Source organism: Idiomarina sp. 29L (assembly GCF_004123135.1).
Lineage (GTDB): Bacteria > Pseudomonadota > Gammaproteobacteria > Enterobacterales > Alteromonadaceae > Idiomarina.
In genome coordinates this window covers 92,836-108,763 of sequence record NZ_SDJS01000002.1, presented here as the reverse complement: position 1 = coordinate 108,763, position 15,928 = coordinate 92,836, and the positions used below count along the sequence as shown (strand labels likewise).

General features: G+C 49.7%; 12 protein-coding genes. 9 read left to right on the top strand and 3 right to left on the bottom strand.

The window, feature by feature from the left end:
* Positions 1 to 17 precede the first annotated feature (17 nt).
* Positions 18 to 290, top strand: coding sequence for a helix-turn-helix domain-containing protein (locus EST55_RS04285; protein WP_129496606.1), 273 nt, complete (start codon positions 18 to 20; stop codon positions 288 to 290).
* Positions 277 to 1,671, top strand: coding sequence for a HipA domain-containing protein (locus EST55_RS04280; protein WP_240665244.1), 1,395 nt, complete (start codon positions 277 to 279; stop codon positions 1,669 to 1,671). The genes EST55_RS04285 and EST55_RS04280 overlap by 14 nt, the downstream gene beginning before the upstream one ends.
* A 37-nt stretch (positions 1,672 to 1,708) precedes the next feature.
* On the opposite strand, the gene EST55_RS04275 is transcribed toward EST55_RS04280, so the two are convergent.
* The gene (locus EST55_RS04275) at positions 1,709 to 3,334 is read right to left on the bottom strand and encodes a methyl-accepting chemotaxis protein (RefSeq protein ID WP_129496604.1); all 1,626 of its coding nucleotides are present in this window, start codon (positions 3,332 to 3,334) and stop codon (positions 1,709 to 1,711) included.
* 76 nt (positions 3,335 to 3,410) lie between these two features.
* A complete protein-coding gene (gene argE, locus EST55_RS04270; protein ID WP_129496603.1) occupies positions 3,411 to 4,571 on the bottom strand; it encodes an acetylornithine deacetylase in 1,161 nt (386 codons plus the stop codon).
* 95 nt (positions 4,572 to 4,666) lie between these two features.
* Here argE and argC point away from each other — a divergent pair, with 95 nt between their 5' ends.
* From argC to argH, 5 genes are read left to right on the top strand one after another with little or no spacing between them, the layout of a single operon-like run.
* Complete coding sequence (gene argC / locus EST55_RS04265; RefSeq protein WP_100690663.1) at positions 4,667 to 5,692, top strand: N-acetyl-gamma-glutamyl-phosphate reductase; 1,026 nt, start codon at positions 4,667 to 4,669, stop codon at positions 5,690 to 5,692.
* The gene (argB, locus tag EST55_RS04260; RefSeq protein WP_100690662.1) at positions 5,689 to 6,432 is read left to right on the top strand and encodes an acetylglutamate kinase; all 744 of its coding nucleotides are present in this window, start codon (positions 5,689 to 5,691) and stop codon (positions 6,430 to 6,432) included. The genes argC and argB overlap by 4 nt, the downstream gene beginning before the upstream one ends.
* A 2-nt stretch (positions 6,433 to 6,434) precedes the next feature.
* Entirely contained in the window at positions 6,435 to 7,385 is a 951-nt protein-coding gene (locus EST55_RS04255) for an ornithine carbamoyltransferase (RefSeq protein ID WP_100690661.1), read from the top strand.
* A complete protein-coding gene (locus EST55_RS04250) occupies positions 7,382 to 8,593 on the top strand; it encodes an argininosuccinate synthase (protein WP_100690660.1) in 1,212 nt (403 codons plus the stop codon). The genes EST55_RS04255 and EST55_RS04250 overlap by 4 nt, the downstream gene beginning before the upstream one ends.
* Positions 8,594 to 8,596: 3 nt before the next feature.
* A complete protein-coding gene (gene argH, locus EST55_RS04245; RefSeq protein ID WP_129496602.1) occupies positions 8,597 to 10,459 on the top strand; it encodes an argininosuccinate lyase in 1,863 nt (620 codons plus the stop codon).
* 22 nt (positions 10,460 to 10,481) lie between these two features.
* Here argH and EST55_RS04240 read toward each other — a convergent pair whose 3' ends face one another.
* A complete protein-coding gene (locus tag EST55_RS04240) occupies positions 10,482 to 11,324 on the bottom strand; it encodes an MBL fold metallo-hydrolase (RefSeq protein WP_129496601.1) in 843 nt (280 codons plus the stop codon).
* A gap of 196 nt (positions 11,325 to 11,520) precedes the next feature.
* On the opposite strand from EST55_RS04240, the gene EST55_RS04235 reads away from it, so the two are divergent.
* Both EST55_RS04235 and EST55_RS04230 read left to right on the top strand, forming a co-directional pair.
* On the top strand, positions 11,521 to 13,101 hold the full coding sequence (locus tag EST55_RS04235; protein ID WP_088768744.1) for a hypothetical protein: 1,581 nt from the start codon (positions 11,521 to 11,523) through the stop codon (positions 13,099 to 13,101).
* 72 nt (positions 13,102 to 13,173) lie between these two features.
* Positions 13,174 to 15,879, top strand: a complete 2,706-nt coding sequence (locus tag EST55_RS04230; RefSeq protein WP_129496600.1) for a TonB-dependent receptor — start codon at positions 13,174 to 13,176, stop codon at positions 15,877 to 15,879.
* Positions 15,880 to 15,928 lie beyond the last annotated feature (49 nt).

The following is a 15,928-nucleotide window of genomic DNA, read 5'->3' as shown; positions in this document are numbered from 1 at the left end:
GTGTCAGGCCAACTCCTATGCCTGACTTAACACTACCTTTTTCAGCAGCACTGCTGGCTGAGGCTATTACCGCTAAACGTACGGCAATGCGTTTGCGCTTGGTAGATGTCGCTGAAACGCTGTCGTTATCAAGACAAACTCTGGTGAAAATTGAAAAGGGCGATCCTCGGGTTAATTTTGTCAATGTCCTGCGGGTTATGAACTACCTCGGGCTCTCCTTTCGCATAGTGACCGACACTCAACAGCATCAAGATAATGAGCTTAGGGAGCCAGACAGTGACTGGTTCTGACAAACACACGCTCGATGTTTATATCGGCACGCAGAAAAAAATTGCGGAGCTTAGCTTGGTTGCGGGAACTGAGCGAGAGCTGGCGTTGACTTATAATAGCGAATGGAAAGCTAATGGTTTTGCAATATCGCCACACTTATCTTTAAACGGGGACTTCGGGCAGCGTGACGTTCATAATTACCTTCAAAACCTGTTACCCGAAGGCAAGGGGTTAGATGAGCTGGTATTGAACACGACCATTTCGCGAAATAATACGTTTGGCCTGATTCGAGTAATTGGTCAGGAAACTTCAGGCGCTTTGTCATTCCGTCCCCCCGGGCAAGCCGTGGGTGAGACGCTACTGAGGTCTATTTCCAATAATGAACTTGCGGAAAAGCTCGAAAGAGCAAAGTCAACGGCTGAGCCTATTACCTATTGGGATGGTAAAACGCGCTTGTCCGTAGCAGGAGTGCAGGACAAACTGAATTTATTCGAAAGCGGACACGAACTCGGCTTTGCTGAAGGCGAGTTGGCCTCTAATCGTATTTTTAAATTTGAAACGGGCCGTGTGCCCTGTATTGCCGTGAATGAGTTTTTCACGATGACATTGGCGAAACTGTCCGGGCTCAACGTGCCAGAAGTCGATTTCCGGCGCTATGGTGAGACACCGACTTTGGTTGTTAACAGGTTTGACCGACATTTTGATGCTGAGCGTAGGCGTGTTCGCCGGCGGCATGTTATTGATGGTTGCCAGGCCCTTAACCTACCGCCGTCCTATAAGTACGAACGGCAATTTGGCGATACGGGTGACGGCATTTACATTCGTGACGGTGTGTCTTTTCCTAAATTGTTTTCAGTACGCACCAATAACGTGCTTGCTTACCAGACGGCGTTGGTCAAGTGGATGACCTTTAATTTATTGACGGCTAATTACGATGCTCACGGTAAAAATATCAGTTACTTCGTTGGTAAAAACGGATTGGAGCTTGCGCCTTTTTACGATTTAGTGAATGTCGAAGCCAGTATTCAAGAGCTTCAGGCCAGAAGAAAGGTGGGGCAGGCAGAAAGTATTTCGCCTGAAATTCCTCAGGTCTTCGCCATGTCTATAGGTGAATACGATGCCGGCAACGCAGGCAACTTTAGTAAGCCAATAACCGCTTATATGTTGGCTGATTTTGCAAAAACTGTAGGCTTGCCTGTACTGCGTTTGCAGTTGCTGATGAAGCAGACGCTTGAATCAGTGTTAGGGGCGTTGGATAGTGCAAAAGAGCGAGTATTTCAATATTCCGTAAACGAAGTAGAGAAGGGTCATACGGAGCGTTGCATTCGTGTTATCGCGAATGAGTCCAAATGGTTACAGGAAAGTATTTCAGGGTTACCCGAGATGGAAAACTATGTGTAAGAAAGGGCGTTAGCCCTCTCTTACATTATTGTAGTTGCTAAACTCGAAAACGTTTAACCAATTCGCTCAAATCAACTGCCAGGCGCGAGAGCTCGTCACTTGAGGCATTGGTCTGCTCGGCGCCCGATGCGGTTGAGTTAGACAGGTCGCGAATACTGACCAGGTTCTTATCAACGTCACGAGCCACATTGGCCTGCTCTTCAGCGGCGCTGGCAATGGAAGTGTTATGGTTGTTGATTTCGCTGACAGCGGTTGCAATAAGTTGCAATGCTTCGCCGGCTTCACGAGCCACATCAAGTGTGCGAGTCGCTCGTTCCATGCTTTTCTCCATGGTTGATACAGAGCGGTCGCTGGATTCATTAATGGCTTTTACCATGTCTTCAATTTCAACGGTCGACTGCTGAGTCTTGTGAGCCAGAGAGCGTACTTCGTCGGCAACCACCGCAAAGCCTCGACCCGATTCACCGGCGCGCGCGGCTTCAATGGCTGCGTTCAGTGCCAGTAAGTTGGTTTGTTCGGCAATACCACGAATAACTTCCAGTACCTTGGTAATGCTGGTGACTTTCTCTGCAAGTTCAGTAACGTTACTCGACGAGTCACCAATCTCTTGTGACAACTCTTCGATGGCTCTGACGGTTTGGCGAACTCTATCGTCACCTTGTTGTGCCTGACGGTTGGCTTCTTCAGACGCTTCCGATGCATTTTGTGCATCCTGAGCAACGGTTTCGACAGCGGTAGTCAACTCGTTAACGGCAGTCGCTGCCTGTTCGAGTTCTTCTGTTTGCTGCTGAATGGTGCGAGTTGAGTCTTGTGTCACCGAGCTTAATTCTTCAGAAGTTGACGCCAGCTGTTCGGAAGACTCAGAAATAGTACTGATGGATTCGCGCAATTCATCACGAGTTTTAATCAATTGTCTGAGTAATTGTGCCGGTTCATCGTTGCCGACAACGTCTATGGTTTGAGTTAAGTCGCGAGAAGCTATGACTTTTGCAAAATCCACAGCGGCGGATATTGGGCTGACGACACTTTTGGTCATCATAATAGCAAAGAAAATGAGTAACGAGACGACGGCAATAATCGCAATGATGACAGCGATGTTGGCACTTTTATACACACTGGTTGCATTATCACCGGCATCACTAATTAACGCCATTTCGCGCTGCTGAAGTTGGTTTAATTTCGCTGATATTTCTGTGCTTAGTGGAATTAATGAGTTTTCACGCAGTGATGCAATAACATCAGGAAGTTTTGCATTAACTAACTCTAAAAACTGCTTGTTGAGCTGCCAATATTTTTTATCAAGCGCTTTGTACTCGTTAAACAGTTTTCGTGCTTCAGGGTCTTCGATAAGAGAACTGTATTCTTCCTGGGCTTCTTTTAAACTGGCCGAAGCTGAATCTAATCTATCTAAGTAGCGTTGCAGACGGTCAGGGTCGTTTAAATAGGTGTAAACGTTAGCTGAGTATATGTTGACGTAAAGAAACTCGTTATTTAGTGCATTGACTTTCTCCACTGCAGGCACTTGCTTGTCGGTAATAACATGCATGCGATCGGCAATGGCGCCCATTCTATTGAGAGCAAACAGCCCAAGAATGATAACGAATACGCCGATTAGACCGAATGCCCCAATGGCTCTGGTACCTATAGAAAACTGTCGTAACATGTGATGATCCTTTTACTAACGTTTAAACGACCTGGCATTAATCTAAATCAATGATGCTGCTTGTTTGTATCGGCAGCTAGTTGGAAAAACAATAGCTTTTTAATAACTTTTTTAGCTTTTCCTGAGTGGGTTCAATGGTTTCGGTTAATAAGTACTCATCGGGTTGGTGAGCCTGCCTAATTGAACCGGGACCCATGACCAACGTTTCGCAACCTAACTCTTGCAGAAAAGGCGCCTCAGTGCAGTAGTTAACAGCCTGCGCTTGTGACCGGGAAATTTTTTCAGCGAGTTGCACCAGAGCTGAGTCGGACGCTTGCTCAAATGCCGGTACCGGGTGGTGTAGAGATATCAATTCGATTGAGCCAGGGTAGCGGTTTTGAATACTTTCCGTGGCTTTGTGTATATGCGCGTAGAGCTCGTCTACAGAAAGCCCGGGTAAAGGGCGCACGTCTAAATGCAATTCACAGCAGCCGCAAATTCGGTTAGCGTTATCGCCACCGTGAATATGCCCGAAGTTCATCGTTGGTTGTGGTACAGTGAAGCTTGAATTTGAATATTTATGCTTAAATTCTTCTTTTAATTTCATGAGTGAAGAAATGACTTCGTGCATCAGCTCTATCGCGTTAATACCTAATGACGGATCAGAGCTATGACCGGAGCGCCCGGTAATACGAATGACCTCACTCATGTGCCCTTTGTGTGCGTACACGGGGTGCATATCGGTGGGCTCGCCAATGATACAGTAATCGGGTTTTAGGTTAGAGAAACGGCTGACCTCACGGGCGCCGTTCATGGTGGTTTCCTCGTCAGCGGTAGCCAGAACCATAATGGGTCGGCTTTGTTTGCTAGCATCCAGGTCACTCAACACCTGTAAGACAAAAGCGAAGAAGCCTTTCATATCGATGCTGCCAAGGCCATACCAGCGGTTATCTTTTTCGGTTAACGTAAAGGGATCAAAGTTCCAACGGCTGGCGTCGTAAGGCACTGTGTCGGTGTGCCCTGACAACAATAATCCGCCACTACCGGCGCCGCGCCGCGCCAGTAAATTGTACTTTCCCTGCTGGCTTTTCAGTTCGCTAATTTCACACTCAAAGCCCAGTAATTCCAGCCATTCTGCCAATAAGTCAATGACCTTCTTGTTGCTGGTATCCCATTTAGGATCGGTCGCGCTAATGGATGGCAGCGCAATAAGCTGCTGATACATGGAAAAAAAAGACGGTAAAGCCTGAGCAGTCATAAACAGGATCCTCAATATAATTATTCAGTATTATTGCATAAATATATTTATTCGGTTATTGTGCATTTTTAATCAAAAACAGCAATGGTTTTTTAATGCAGTATCAAACATCTCATTCACAATCAGTCGCCATTATCGGGGCCAGTGGATATGTTGGCGCCGAACTCACTCGGCTGGTCAATCAGCACTCTGCGTTAGTGCTTATCGGCTGTTATGTGTCTGAGCATAGCAGCGATGCCGGCAAGTTGCTCGGTGATTTGCATCCGCAGTATGCGCATTGTTTGAGTATGCCGTTGCAGCCTTTATCGGGCGCTGCTAAAGCGGCGATTATTGAACAAGCGGACACGGTATTTTTATGCACGGATCACGCTGTGAGTGTCGCGTTAGCCCCAGAGTTTTTGCAGGCCGGCCTCAAGGTTATTGATTTGTCTGGTGGCTTTCGGCTGCACGACGTAAACCAGTATTCCGACTTCTACGGCTTTGATCATAAACACACGGACTGGCTAGGCAGAGCGGTGTATGGTCTGGCCGAATGGCACGCTGCGGATATTGCGACCGCACAGCTGGTTGCGGTGCCGGGCTGTTATCCAACCGCTGCATTAATGGCGTTGCTTCCGCTAAAACAAAAAGCCTTGCTGACCGACGAAAAAGTGATTGTAAATGCCGTTTCGGGTGTAACCGGTGCGGGCCGTAAAGCATCACTCAATACTCATGGTGCAGAGCTGTCATTGCAGGCTTACGGGCTATTCAATCATCGGCACACGCCAGAAATAGCTCAGCAGTTACAACAAAATGTGCTTTTTACACCGCACCTGGCGAACTTCCCCAGAGGCATACTGGCGACCGTCTATGCGAATCTTCACGAGCAAGTCACCGACACCGAAATAGAAGGCGCGTATCAGTGCTATGCCGGGCAACCGCTGGTGCGGGTAAAAGCGCAAAGTCGGCCAGCAATAAAAAACGTTGAGCATCAACCGTTTGTCGATATTGGTTGGCATCGACAGGGGAATCAACTGATTGTGCTGTCGGCGATTGATAACTTATTGAAGGGCGCGGCGAGCCAGGCCATTCAGTGCATCAACCTGCAACTGGGAGTGTCGGTTGAGGAGGGCTTGCTATGAAGGTGATTAAACTCGGTGGCAGCCTGCTGGAACAACCAGAAGATCTAAATGCGCTGTTTCAGTCGCTGAAACAAAGCGAGGATGAAATCGTGTTGGTTCACGGTGGCGGCTCGCTGGTCCAACAGTGGCTGAGCACCGCTGGTTTGCACAGTGAAAAACAAAGCGGCTTACGGGTCAGTCCGGAGCCGCACATGCCCTATATAGTGGGTGGCCTGGCAGGCGCGGCCAACAAAATCTTAATGAAACAGGCGATTGCCTCAGGCTTAAAACCGATTGGACTGACGCTTTATGAAGCGGGGGTTAACTGTGTTCGACAGTCTGAAAACTTAGGTCAGGTTGGTCTTTGCCAGGTTTCAAGTACGGAGCCGGTGCCTGCGTTGTTGGCCGACTTACTGATGCATGGTTACCTACCTATTATCAGCTCTATCGGCTTTGGCGAAAACGGCGAGTGGCTCAATGTCAATGCGGATGATGCCGCTGTGGCCGTCGCTGCCACCTACAATGCCGATTTGCTGTTAATAACCGACGTTGAAGCAGTTCTGGACGGCAGCGGAAGCCCTTTAAGCCATCTCAATTCAGAGTCTATTCAGCAACTGACCCAGGCGGGAGTGATTAAAGACGGCATGGAGGTAAAAGTGCGCGGGGCGCTGAGCGCCGCAAAACGCTTACGACGATGTGTGCGAATTGGCAGTTGGAATGTAATGAATAACCCCTTTTCAGGCACACAGATTAGTGAGTAAGTATGATGAAACATTGTTTATCCGGGCTGGAGCTTTCTCCGGCTGACACATTGCAATTATTGGCTTTAGCGCAAGCGCAAAAAGACCACCCCGAAAAATACCAACACGCACTGGCCGGTAAAAGCGTGGTCACCTTATTTGAAAAGCCTAGCCTTCGCACTCGCTTGTCCTTTGATATTGGTTTGCAAAAGCTGGGCGGTCATGCCGTCTACCTAAATGAGCAGGGGCAGGGCATGGGCGTGCGTGAAACGGTGGCGGATTACGCGCGCAACCTCTCTTGCTGGGCCGATGCCATTGTCGCCCGGGTGATGTCCCATCGTACCTTAGAAGAATTAGCGCAGCACGCTTCCGTTCCTGTGGTGAACAGTCTGTGCGACAAGTTTCATCCTTGTCAGGCGTTGGCGGACTTTTTGACGCTGCAGGAGCAGTACGGCAAGGTTAAAGGGCTAAAACTGGTGTATTTAGGTGACGGTAATAATGTCTCGCATTCACTGATGCTAACCGCTGCCACAGTAGGTGCCGACTGCACCGTTATTTGTCCGAAAGGCTATGAGCCCAATGCGGACCTTGTGAAAAAAGCCAAGGCTTTGGCGAAGAAGAGCGACGCCAATATTGTGGTGACGCACGACATTACTGCGGTGGCAGATGCCGATGCGCTCTACACCGACACTTGGGTGTCCATGGGAGATGACAAACCTCTGGATGCGGTCCATGAGATTTTCCACCCCTATCAAATTAACGCGCCGCTGGTTGAGCAAAGTGGCGCCACTTCGGTGTTGCACTGCCAGCCCGCGCATCGCGGCTATGAAATCACGTCCGATGTTATGGACGGTCCACTGTCTCGCTGTTTCCAGCAAGCTGAGAACCGGCTTTACGCACAAAATGCGTTATTAACCCTGTTATTAAACCCAATGGCAGCAGTACTGCCAGAATCTATGGAGAAAGCCTCATGAGTCACGTTAAAAAAGTCGTTTTGGCCTATTCTGGCGGTCTGGACACATCGGCCATTGTGCCCTGGTTAAAAGAAAATTATGGCTGCGAAGTTGTGGCGTTTGTGGCTGATGTGGGACAGGGAGCAGAGGAGCTGGAAGGCGTGGAAGAGAAATCCAAAGCGTCCGGTGCATCCGAATGCCACGTGGTTGATCTAAAAGATGAGTTTGTGAAGAGCTACGTGTACCCAACACTCAAGACCGGGGCCATTTACGAGGGCACTTACTTATTGGGCACGGCCATGGCGCGTCCGATTATCGCTAAAGCTCAGGTTGAAGTGGCTCGCAAAGTGGGTGCCGATGCGCTAGCGCACGGTTGTACCGGTAAAGGCAATGATCAGGTGCGTTTTGAGTCCTGCTACGCCGCATTAGCGCCTGATTTACAAGTGATTGCGCCGTGGCGGGAGTGGGAGCTGAGCAGCAGAGAGTCTCTGCTCGATTATTTGGCCGAGCGGAATATCCCGTGCTCGGCGTCGGCGACCAAAATCTACAGCCGGGACGCTAACGCATGGCACATTTCGCACGAAGGCGGGGAATTGGAAGACCCCTGGTGTGAGCCTACGGATAAAGTCTGGACCATGACGACATCGCCAGAGCAAGCGCCGGATAAACCGGAATATGTTTCCGTTACGGTCGAAAATGGCGACATCACGGCGGTGAATGACAAGGCACTGTCGCCTTTTGAATGCCTGAATGTGTTGAATGACATTGCCGCTAAGCATGGTGTCGGGCGGGTGGATATTGTCGAAAACCGTTTAGTGGGCATGAAAAGCCGTGGTTGTTACGAAACTCCCGGTGGTACGGTGATGATGGCTGCGTTACAGGCGATTGATGAGCTGGTACTGGATAAAACCAGCCGCAGCTGGAAAGCGCAACTGAGCGAGCAGTTTGCACAGCTGTTGTACGACGGCCGCTGGTTTACCCCATTGCAGCAGTCGGTCATGAGCGCGGCGCAGTCGCTGTGTTCGACCGCCAGCGGTGAGGTAGTACTGAAGCTCTATAAAGGCTCAGTCACTGCGGTGCAGAAGCGTTCTCCGAATAGCTTATACAGCGAAGACTTTGCGACTTTTGGTGCGGACGAAGTCTATAACCAGGCGCACGCCGAAGGCTTTATTCGGTTGTTCTCTCTTCCCAGCCGGATAGCGGCGCTACAGAAGCAGCAAAAGGGGTAGGTTATGGCGCTATGGGGTGGACGTTTTGCGGCAGGACCCGATGCCGCGTTTCAGCAGTTTAATGACTCGTTGCCGTTTGACTATGTGCTGGCTGAGCAGGACATTACCGGCTCGAAAGCGTGGGCGAATGCGCTGCACAAGGTTGGCGTGTTAAACCATGATGAATGTCTGCAGTTACAGCAGGCATTGAATGAATTGCTCAGTGAAGTGCGAGAAGACCCTGCGGCAGTGGCTGTTGGTGGCGACGAAGACATTCATTCTTTTGTGGAAGCAGCGCTGATAGCTAAGGTGGGTGACTTAGCCAAGAAACTGCACACCGGGCGCAGCCGTAATGATCAGGTTGCCACCGATTTACGCTTGTGGTGCCGGGAGCAGGCTGGTGTTCTGCAGCAGTCACTGAAGCAGACTCAGCAGGCATTACTGAACCTGGCGCAACGTGAAAAAGACACCGTGATACCGGGCTATACGCACCTCCAACGGGCGCAACCGGTATTGCTGGCACACTGGTGCTTAGCTTATGTAGAAATGCTGCAGCGCGATAGTGACCGCTTACAAGACGCCACTGATCGGCTCAATAAAAGCCCTTTAGGTTGCGGTGCGCTGGCAGGCACAGCCTATGCGGTCGACCGTGAAGCCATCGCCAGCGAGTTGGGTTTTAGTGAAGCAACGCGCAACAGTCTGGATTCAGTATCTGACCGTGACTTTGTGGTGGAGCTGTTAAGCACCGCGTCGTTGTCGATGCTGCATTTGTCGCGCTTAGCGGAAGACCTAATTTTCTATAACTCCGGGGAAGCTGGTTTTATTGAGCTGGCCGATAACGTGACGTCGGGATCGTCACTGATGCCGCAGAAGAAAAACCCGGACGCGCTGGAGTTGGTGCGCGGTAAAAGCGGCCGGGTGGTGGGTTCATTAACCGGCTTAATGATGACCTTAAAAGCACTGCCGCTGGCTTACAACAAAGACATGCAGGAAGACAAAGAGGGGCTGTTTGATGCCTTTACCACCTGGCAGGCATCACTGGCGATGGTGACCTCGACCCTGAATGGTCTGACGGTTAATCAGGAGGCTTGTCGTAAGTCTGCGCAAGGCGGTTATGCCAATGCGACTGAGCTCGCGGACTATATGGTATCCAAAGGCATTCCTTTTCGGCAGGCGCATCACAACGTTGGTGAACTGGTGCAACAAGCCATTCAGGCGAAAAAGCCATTGGAAGATATGTCACTGGAAGCCTTTCAGGCAGTGGCGCCGGTGATTGAGCAGGACGTTTATGACTGGCTGACGCTGGACGCGTTACTGGATAAACGTTGCGCCCTGGGTGGTACCTCGCCGCAGCGGGTGAATGAAGCGTTAAAAGCAGCGCAGCAGCAACAGCAAATTCAGGTGCGTGACGCGAACTTAAGTGATATTGGCGCGATTTTAGACTTAGTTCAGCACTGGGCTGGAGCCGGTGAGAACCTGCCACGGGCGAAAGACGATATCGTGCATTCTATTAACGAATTTGCGGTGACTGAAGTGAACGGTAAGGTAATGGGCTGTGCGTCATTGTATATCTACACCACAGGTTTAGCGGAAGTTCGCTCGTTAGGAGTCAACCCTAAAACCGAGGTGCGTGGTCAGGGGCGTATGCTGGTGGCTTACTTATTGAAAAAAGCCCGCCTGTTGCAGCTAAACCGAGTGATAGTGCTGACCCGGGTGCCGGACTTTTTTGAACAGCAAGGTTTTCGCTATTGCTCGAAAGACACCTTGCCGGAAAAAGTCATGAAGGACTGTGAGATTTGCCCAAGGTTGGCCAACTGCGACGAGCTGGCCATGGAGTATCACCTTGAGCAGCCGAACGAACAGTTAATTTTCCGTTCGGTTTGTTAGTCAGGTTACGGTTACTTAAAACTCAGTAGAGCGTTGCTATCCAGCGCTCTTCGTTAATAAATGACCAACTCCAGTCAGCCCACTTGTCACTAAGGCCTTTCGCCTGGACTTCTTCAAGGCTCATGCCATTCTGCTTCATGGCGTCAACTTCAGCTTTTGTTTCTTTCATCATGTTTAAAAAGCTTTCGTAATCGGCTTTATTGGCCAGTGGACCGTGGCCGGGAATAATCACCGTGTCGTCAGTAATACGGTTGAGTAACTGCTCGACATTGGCGATGTAACCGTCCACGTCGCCACCGCTTTTCAGATCAATAAACGGGAAGCGTTTATTGAAGAATAAGTCGCCCGGATGCAAAACATTCGCGTCTTCAAACCAGACGGCACTGTCACCGTCGGTATGTCCGGCAGGCAAGTGAAACACGTAAATGGTGTCGTCGTTAAAGTGAAACGTAGTGCCCGAGTCAAAAGTGATCGCCGGCAGACCCATTGCTTCGAAATTGTCGTCATTGCTTAGGCGCTCGCGCACATGATCGTGTGCGAAAATTGTCGAATCCTGATTACTGGCAAACCACATGTTCGAGCCGACATGGTCGCCGTGGAAGTGAGTGTTCAGAATGTATTTCACGTCTTCGCCGCTGAGTTCTTTGACCTTATCGGCGATGCGCTCTGACATTTGCGTATATTGGTCGTCGATCATAAACACGCCGTCACTGCCGGAAGACATCAGAATATTGCCGCCGGCACCGGTCAGCATATAGATATTGTCCGCCACTTCATTATGTTCAATGGTGACGTCTTCGAAACGATCGGCTGTGGCTGGCAGCGCAAACACCGCCAGTAAACCGCTTACTAAAAGCTTACGCATAACTTTTCCTCGTTGATGTGTCATTACTGATATAGGTTACTTATTCAACAAGTGCAAAGATCATCACCACGCGTTTTGGTTACCAAATCGTGAACATTTTGTGACACTTTTGTGTTGTCACAATCCTGTCATGCAAGCGTCCTAATCTGCTCCCGACTTAAATCACAACATGACACGAAGAAGTCGGGAGAACCCAATGAAATTCAATACCTTATTTAAGATATCTGCAGTGACCACAGCACTTCTATTAGCCGGTTGCGGCGGCGATATTAACGTGACGCCAACCGTGAATAATGGTGGTGGCTCGAATGCCGGCGGTGATACCGGGGGCGGTGACAGCGGTTCATCTAATCCATGTGCAACCTACGCAGACGTTCAGGGTGAATACGATGGTCAGGACTGCTCCTACGATACTGACTTTGCCAGTGCAACGATAGAAATTACGGAAGACATTACGTTTGATGAGTTGCCTGACGGCGGTGTACACGTGTTTGAAGGCGCTTTACAGATTGGTGAAGACTGTGACACCACGACGGGTTGTGAGATTAATCAAAACGGTCCGGTGATGACGGTTGAGCCGGGAGCGATTTTAGCATTCACTTCCGGCGAAGCCATTATTCAGATTGCCCGCGGTGCGCAACTGAATGCTATTGGTACGTTTGATAAGCCGATTAAATTTACCTCGGCCAATGAATTTGACCGTTTAAACGTTTCTGGCGATGCGCCACGTTACGCGGACTGGGGCGGTATCATCATTAACGGTAACGGCATTACCAATGAGTGTACGGATGCTGAACGTGATGGCGGTACTTGTAACCGTGAGTCGGAAGGTATTGTCAGCTTCTACGGCGGTAACGACAACACTGACGACAGCGGCTCAATGAAGTACGCACAAATTTGGTACGCAGGCTCAGGCCCTCGTGATGGCGGTGATGGCGACGACTTGAACTCACTAACGCTGAACGCAGTAGGTTCTGGCTCTTCTTACGAATTCATTCACATCCACCAGGGTTTCGATGACGGTATTGAGTTCTTCGGTGGCGCTGCTGACTTAAGAAACATTGTCGTAACGGATACTCAGGACGACTCTTTAGACATGGACGCCGGCTGGCAGGGACGTGCACAGTTTGTTTTCATTAAACATGGCACTGTGACGGTAGACGGCCAGACTAACTACATGGGCAACGGTGGCTTTGAAGCTGACGGTGAGAAAAACAATGGACCGGACTACTCGCAAGCACCGGCCTCTGCCCCAACCATTGCTAACGTGACCATTATTACCACTGACGGCACGTCTGTGCGCGACAACGACCCGTCAATTGCGACTAAATTTGACGACAACTTCCAGGGTCAAATGTACAACGTGCTGAAAATCAAAGAAAACGGTACGGCAGATGATGGCTGTGTCTTCTTTACGTCGGACGGTGAAGCTGGCGTGGATAACGGTGAACTGGACTTCTACAGCTCAGTATTAGCTTGTACCAATAACTTTGTTAGCACGGGTGACAATACCTTCGCTGATGGTGAAACCTACACTCAGTGGTACCAAAACGGCAGCGCGAATGAAATTCTGGACGGTTCAGCAACCGTACTGAACGATGACGGTATTTCAACTGACATGTCGTCATCTATCACAATTACGGCAAATGACTTAACCGGACTGAATGACGACTTCTTTACCGCGGTTGATTTCATCGGTGCATTGTCGAACGACGACACCAGCTCTGAATGGTATCAGTGGGTAGACAACGCAGTAACCGCCTCTGAGCAGGACTAAGTTGAGTTGCAGGTCAATGAATAGGCGCACACAGGTTGCGCCTATTTTCCGATTTTAGTGTAGGAGTTGGTTATGAAAAATCACTACAAACTCAAGCCTGTAGCACTGGCGGTTGGATTAGGTCTTGTCGCTACCAGTCCGGTAACCTTGGCTCAGCAAGCTGAAGACGCTGACATCGAGCGTGAATCGACCATTGAAGAAGTGGTGACTACCGGCAGTCGTTTGCAGGGAAGTGCCGCTGCGGTTGTTGAAGAACGTAAGAATCAGGCTTTCGTAGCGGATATTTTAGGTGCGGAGCAATTGTCCCGCTCAGGTGACAGCGACGCGGCTTCCGCTTTGCGTCGCGTCACCGGTTTGACGTTGGTTGACGGCAAATTCATCTATGTTCGCGGCTTAGGTGAACGCTATTCTAGTGCCCGTATTAACGGTGCCAGTATTCCCAGCCCGGACTTAACCCGCAATGTGGTGCCACTGGACATTATTCCGTCGACCATTATCGAAAGCATGGCGGTACAAAAGGTGTTTTCACCGTCAATGCCGGCTGCTTTTGGTGGCGGTAACATCGACATTCGCACACGCTCTCTGCCAAATGATTTTGTTTTTAGCGTAGAAGCGGGTGTGGGTTTCAACAGCAATGCCGACGAAGGTTACACCTATAACCGTAACGACTCGGGTATTCCCGAAGGTATTCAAAGCGCGATTGGTCTTTACGAAGGCGATTTTAGCTTGCGTAATATTATTAATACCGACGGATTAACCGGTAACGGCACCAGTGCCGGTGATCAGGCGCGTGCCATTAATGCGTCGTTAGCGAAGCAGTTGCCGCGTGACATGGTACTTAAAAAAGAGTCGTTAGACCCTAACTTTGATTTAAAAGCGACCTTGGGTAACAGCTTTGATGAGTCCTGGTTCGGCGGTACTTTCGGTGTGTTAGCTGCAGCGTCGTACGACAATGACTGGGATGCGTCAGCGCGTCGTAATGCCGTCATTAGTAATAACGCGGAAGCAGGCTGTTCAACCTCGCTTGAAACCGCCGAAGATGTGTCGAATTCTTGTTACAACACCTTGTCGGAAACCACTGTAACCACAGAAACGGAACGCTTGAACGGCTTCTTCACAGCGGGTTATCAGCTCGATACCCACAACGTCAGCTACACCAAAATTTATCTGGAAGACTCAGAGGATGAGTCCGAGTTCGGTATTAAGCAAAGCCCCAACGGCAGTAACTTAAAGACCATCGCCGGAACCGGCATTGCTAACCGAGAGCATGAATTCAAGTATGAAGAACGTGTTCTGGATGTAGACCAATTCCGTGGGCAACACACCTTCATGGACTACTGGGGTGTTGGCTTTGACTGGCAGTACACAGAGTCAAAAGCGGAAACGGATATTCCAACCGAGGTGTCGTATCGCTTTGATGATATTTATAATACCGACGGTACCTTCTCTGAGACTCGGGTCACCGGTGATGACAACCGGGCGATTTTCCAGTTCGTTGACATGGAAGACAACGTGAAGTCTTACGGCGGTAATTTCTCTCTGCCAATTATGTTGTCCGGTATTGAGCTGGAATTGAAAGCCGGTTACGACTTTATGGACAAGGCTCGCTATTACAGTACTAGTCGCTTTAGTCTGGATAACGCTTCGGGTTCACGCCTGTCGGTACTGGACGACTTAGATAATGTGTTGGGGGTGACTGGTTATTTGACGGATGAGGTCATCGACGAAAACGATTTTCGTATTACCTTCCGTGAGCCGGGGGCACCTAACGCTGATGACTATTTAGCGGCGCAGAAGATTGACGCGTACTACGGTGAATTTGATGTGATATTCGACAATACCTGGCGCGTCAGCGGCGGTCTTCGCTACGAAGACTTTAAACAGGTGTCTTTGGCGACCTCGAGCTTGATTTTTGATGAGCAGGACTTGAATAACTACTTCAATCCTCAGCGCGTTGTCGATAGTTCGATTTCGGAAGACGATGTTTATACCGCCTTGTCATTAACCTACATGGCGAACGACAATTATCAGCTTCGCTTTGGTTATGGTGAAACGGTTGTCCGCCCGGATCTGCGTGAAACCGTGCCGGTGGCTTACTACGACCCGGTGACTGACATTCGTACCTTTGGTACGGCTGGTCTGCAAAGCAGTGACTTAAAAAACTACGATGCACGCTTTGAATACTATGCAGATAACGGCGACAACTATACGGTGGCAGCGTTTTATAAGGACATTTCGAACCCGGTTGAGTCGGTACTTCGTGTCGGCGATGAAGACTACACCTTAACGTATGTGAACGGTGAGTCGGCGGAAGTGTACGGCGTTGAGTTTGAGTGGTTGCACGACTTAGGGTATTTGGCGAACGGCTTCTTCACCTCCGGTAACTTAACCTGGAGTGATTCCGAGGCGTCGATTGACCCGGCGTTGGCAGGTAACTTAACGAACCCAACAAAGCGCATGACCGGTCATTCAGAATACGTCGCGAACTTCCAGTTGAACTATGACTCAGCAAACGGCGAGCACTCAACCTCGTTGGTGTATAACGTCTTTGGTGAGCGCATTCTGGCTGCTGGTGTCGGTGGTCGTGATGACGCTTATGAACAACCGTTCCACTCCCTGGATTTGGTTTACAATTACTACCCGAACTTCAACTCAAAGATTGGCTTAAAAGTGAAAAACTTGCTGGGTGAAGATCAGGAAGTGAACCAATCGGGCATTTTAGTCCGTAGTAAAGAAGTAGGAACTGTCGTTAGCTTGAGTTACAGCTACGAGTTTTAAACGAAGTAATCCCTGGTTGTTATTGTTGTAGTTGTTGTAATTGTACGCC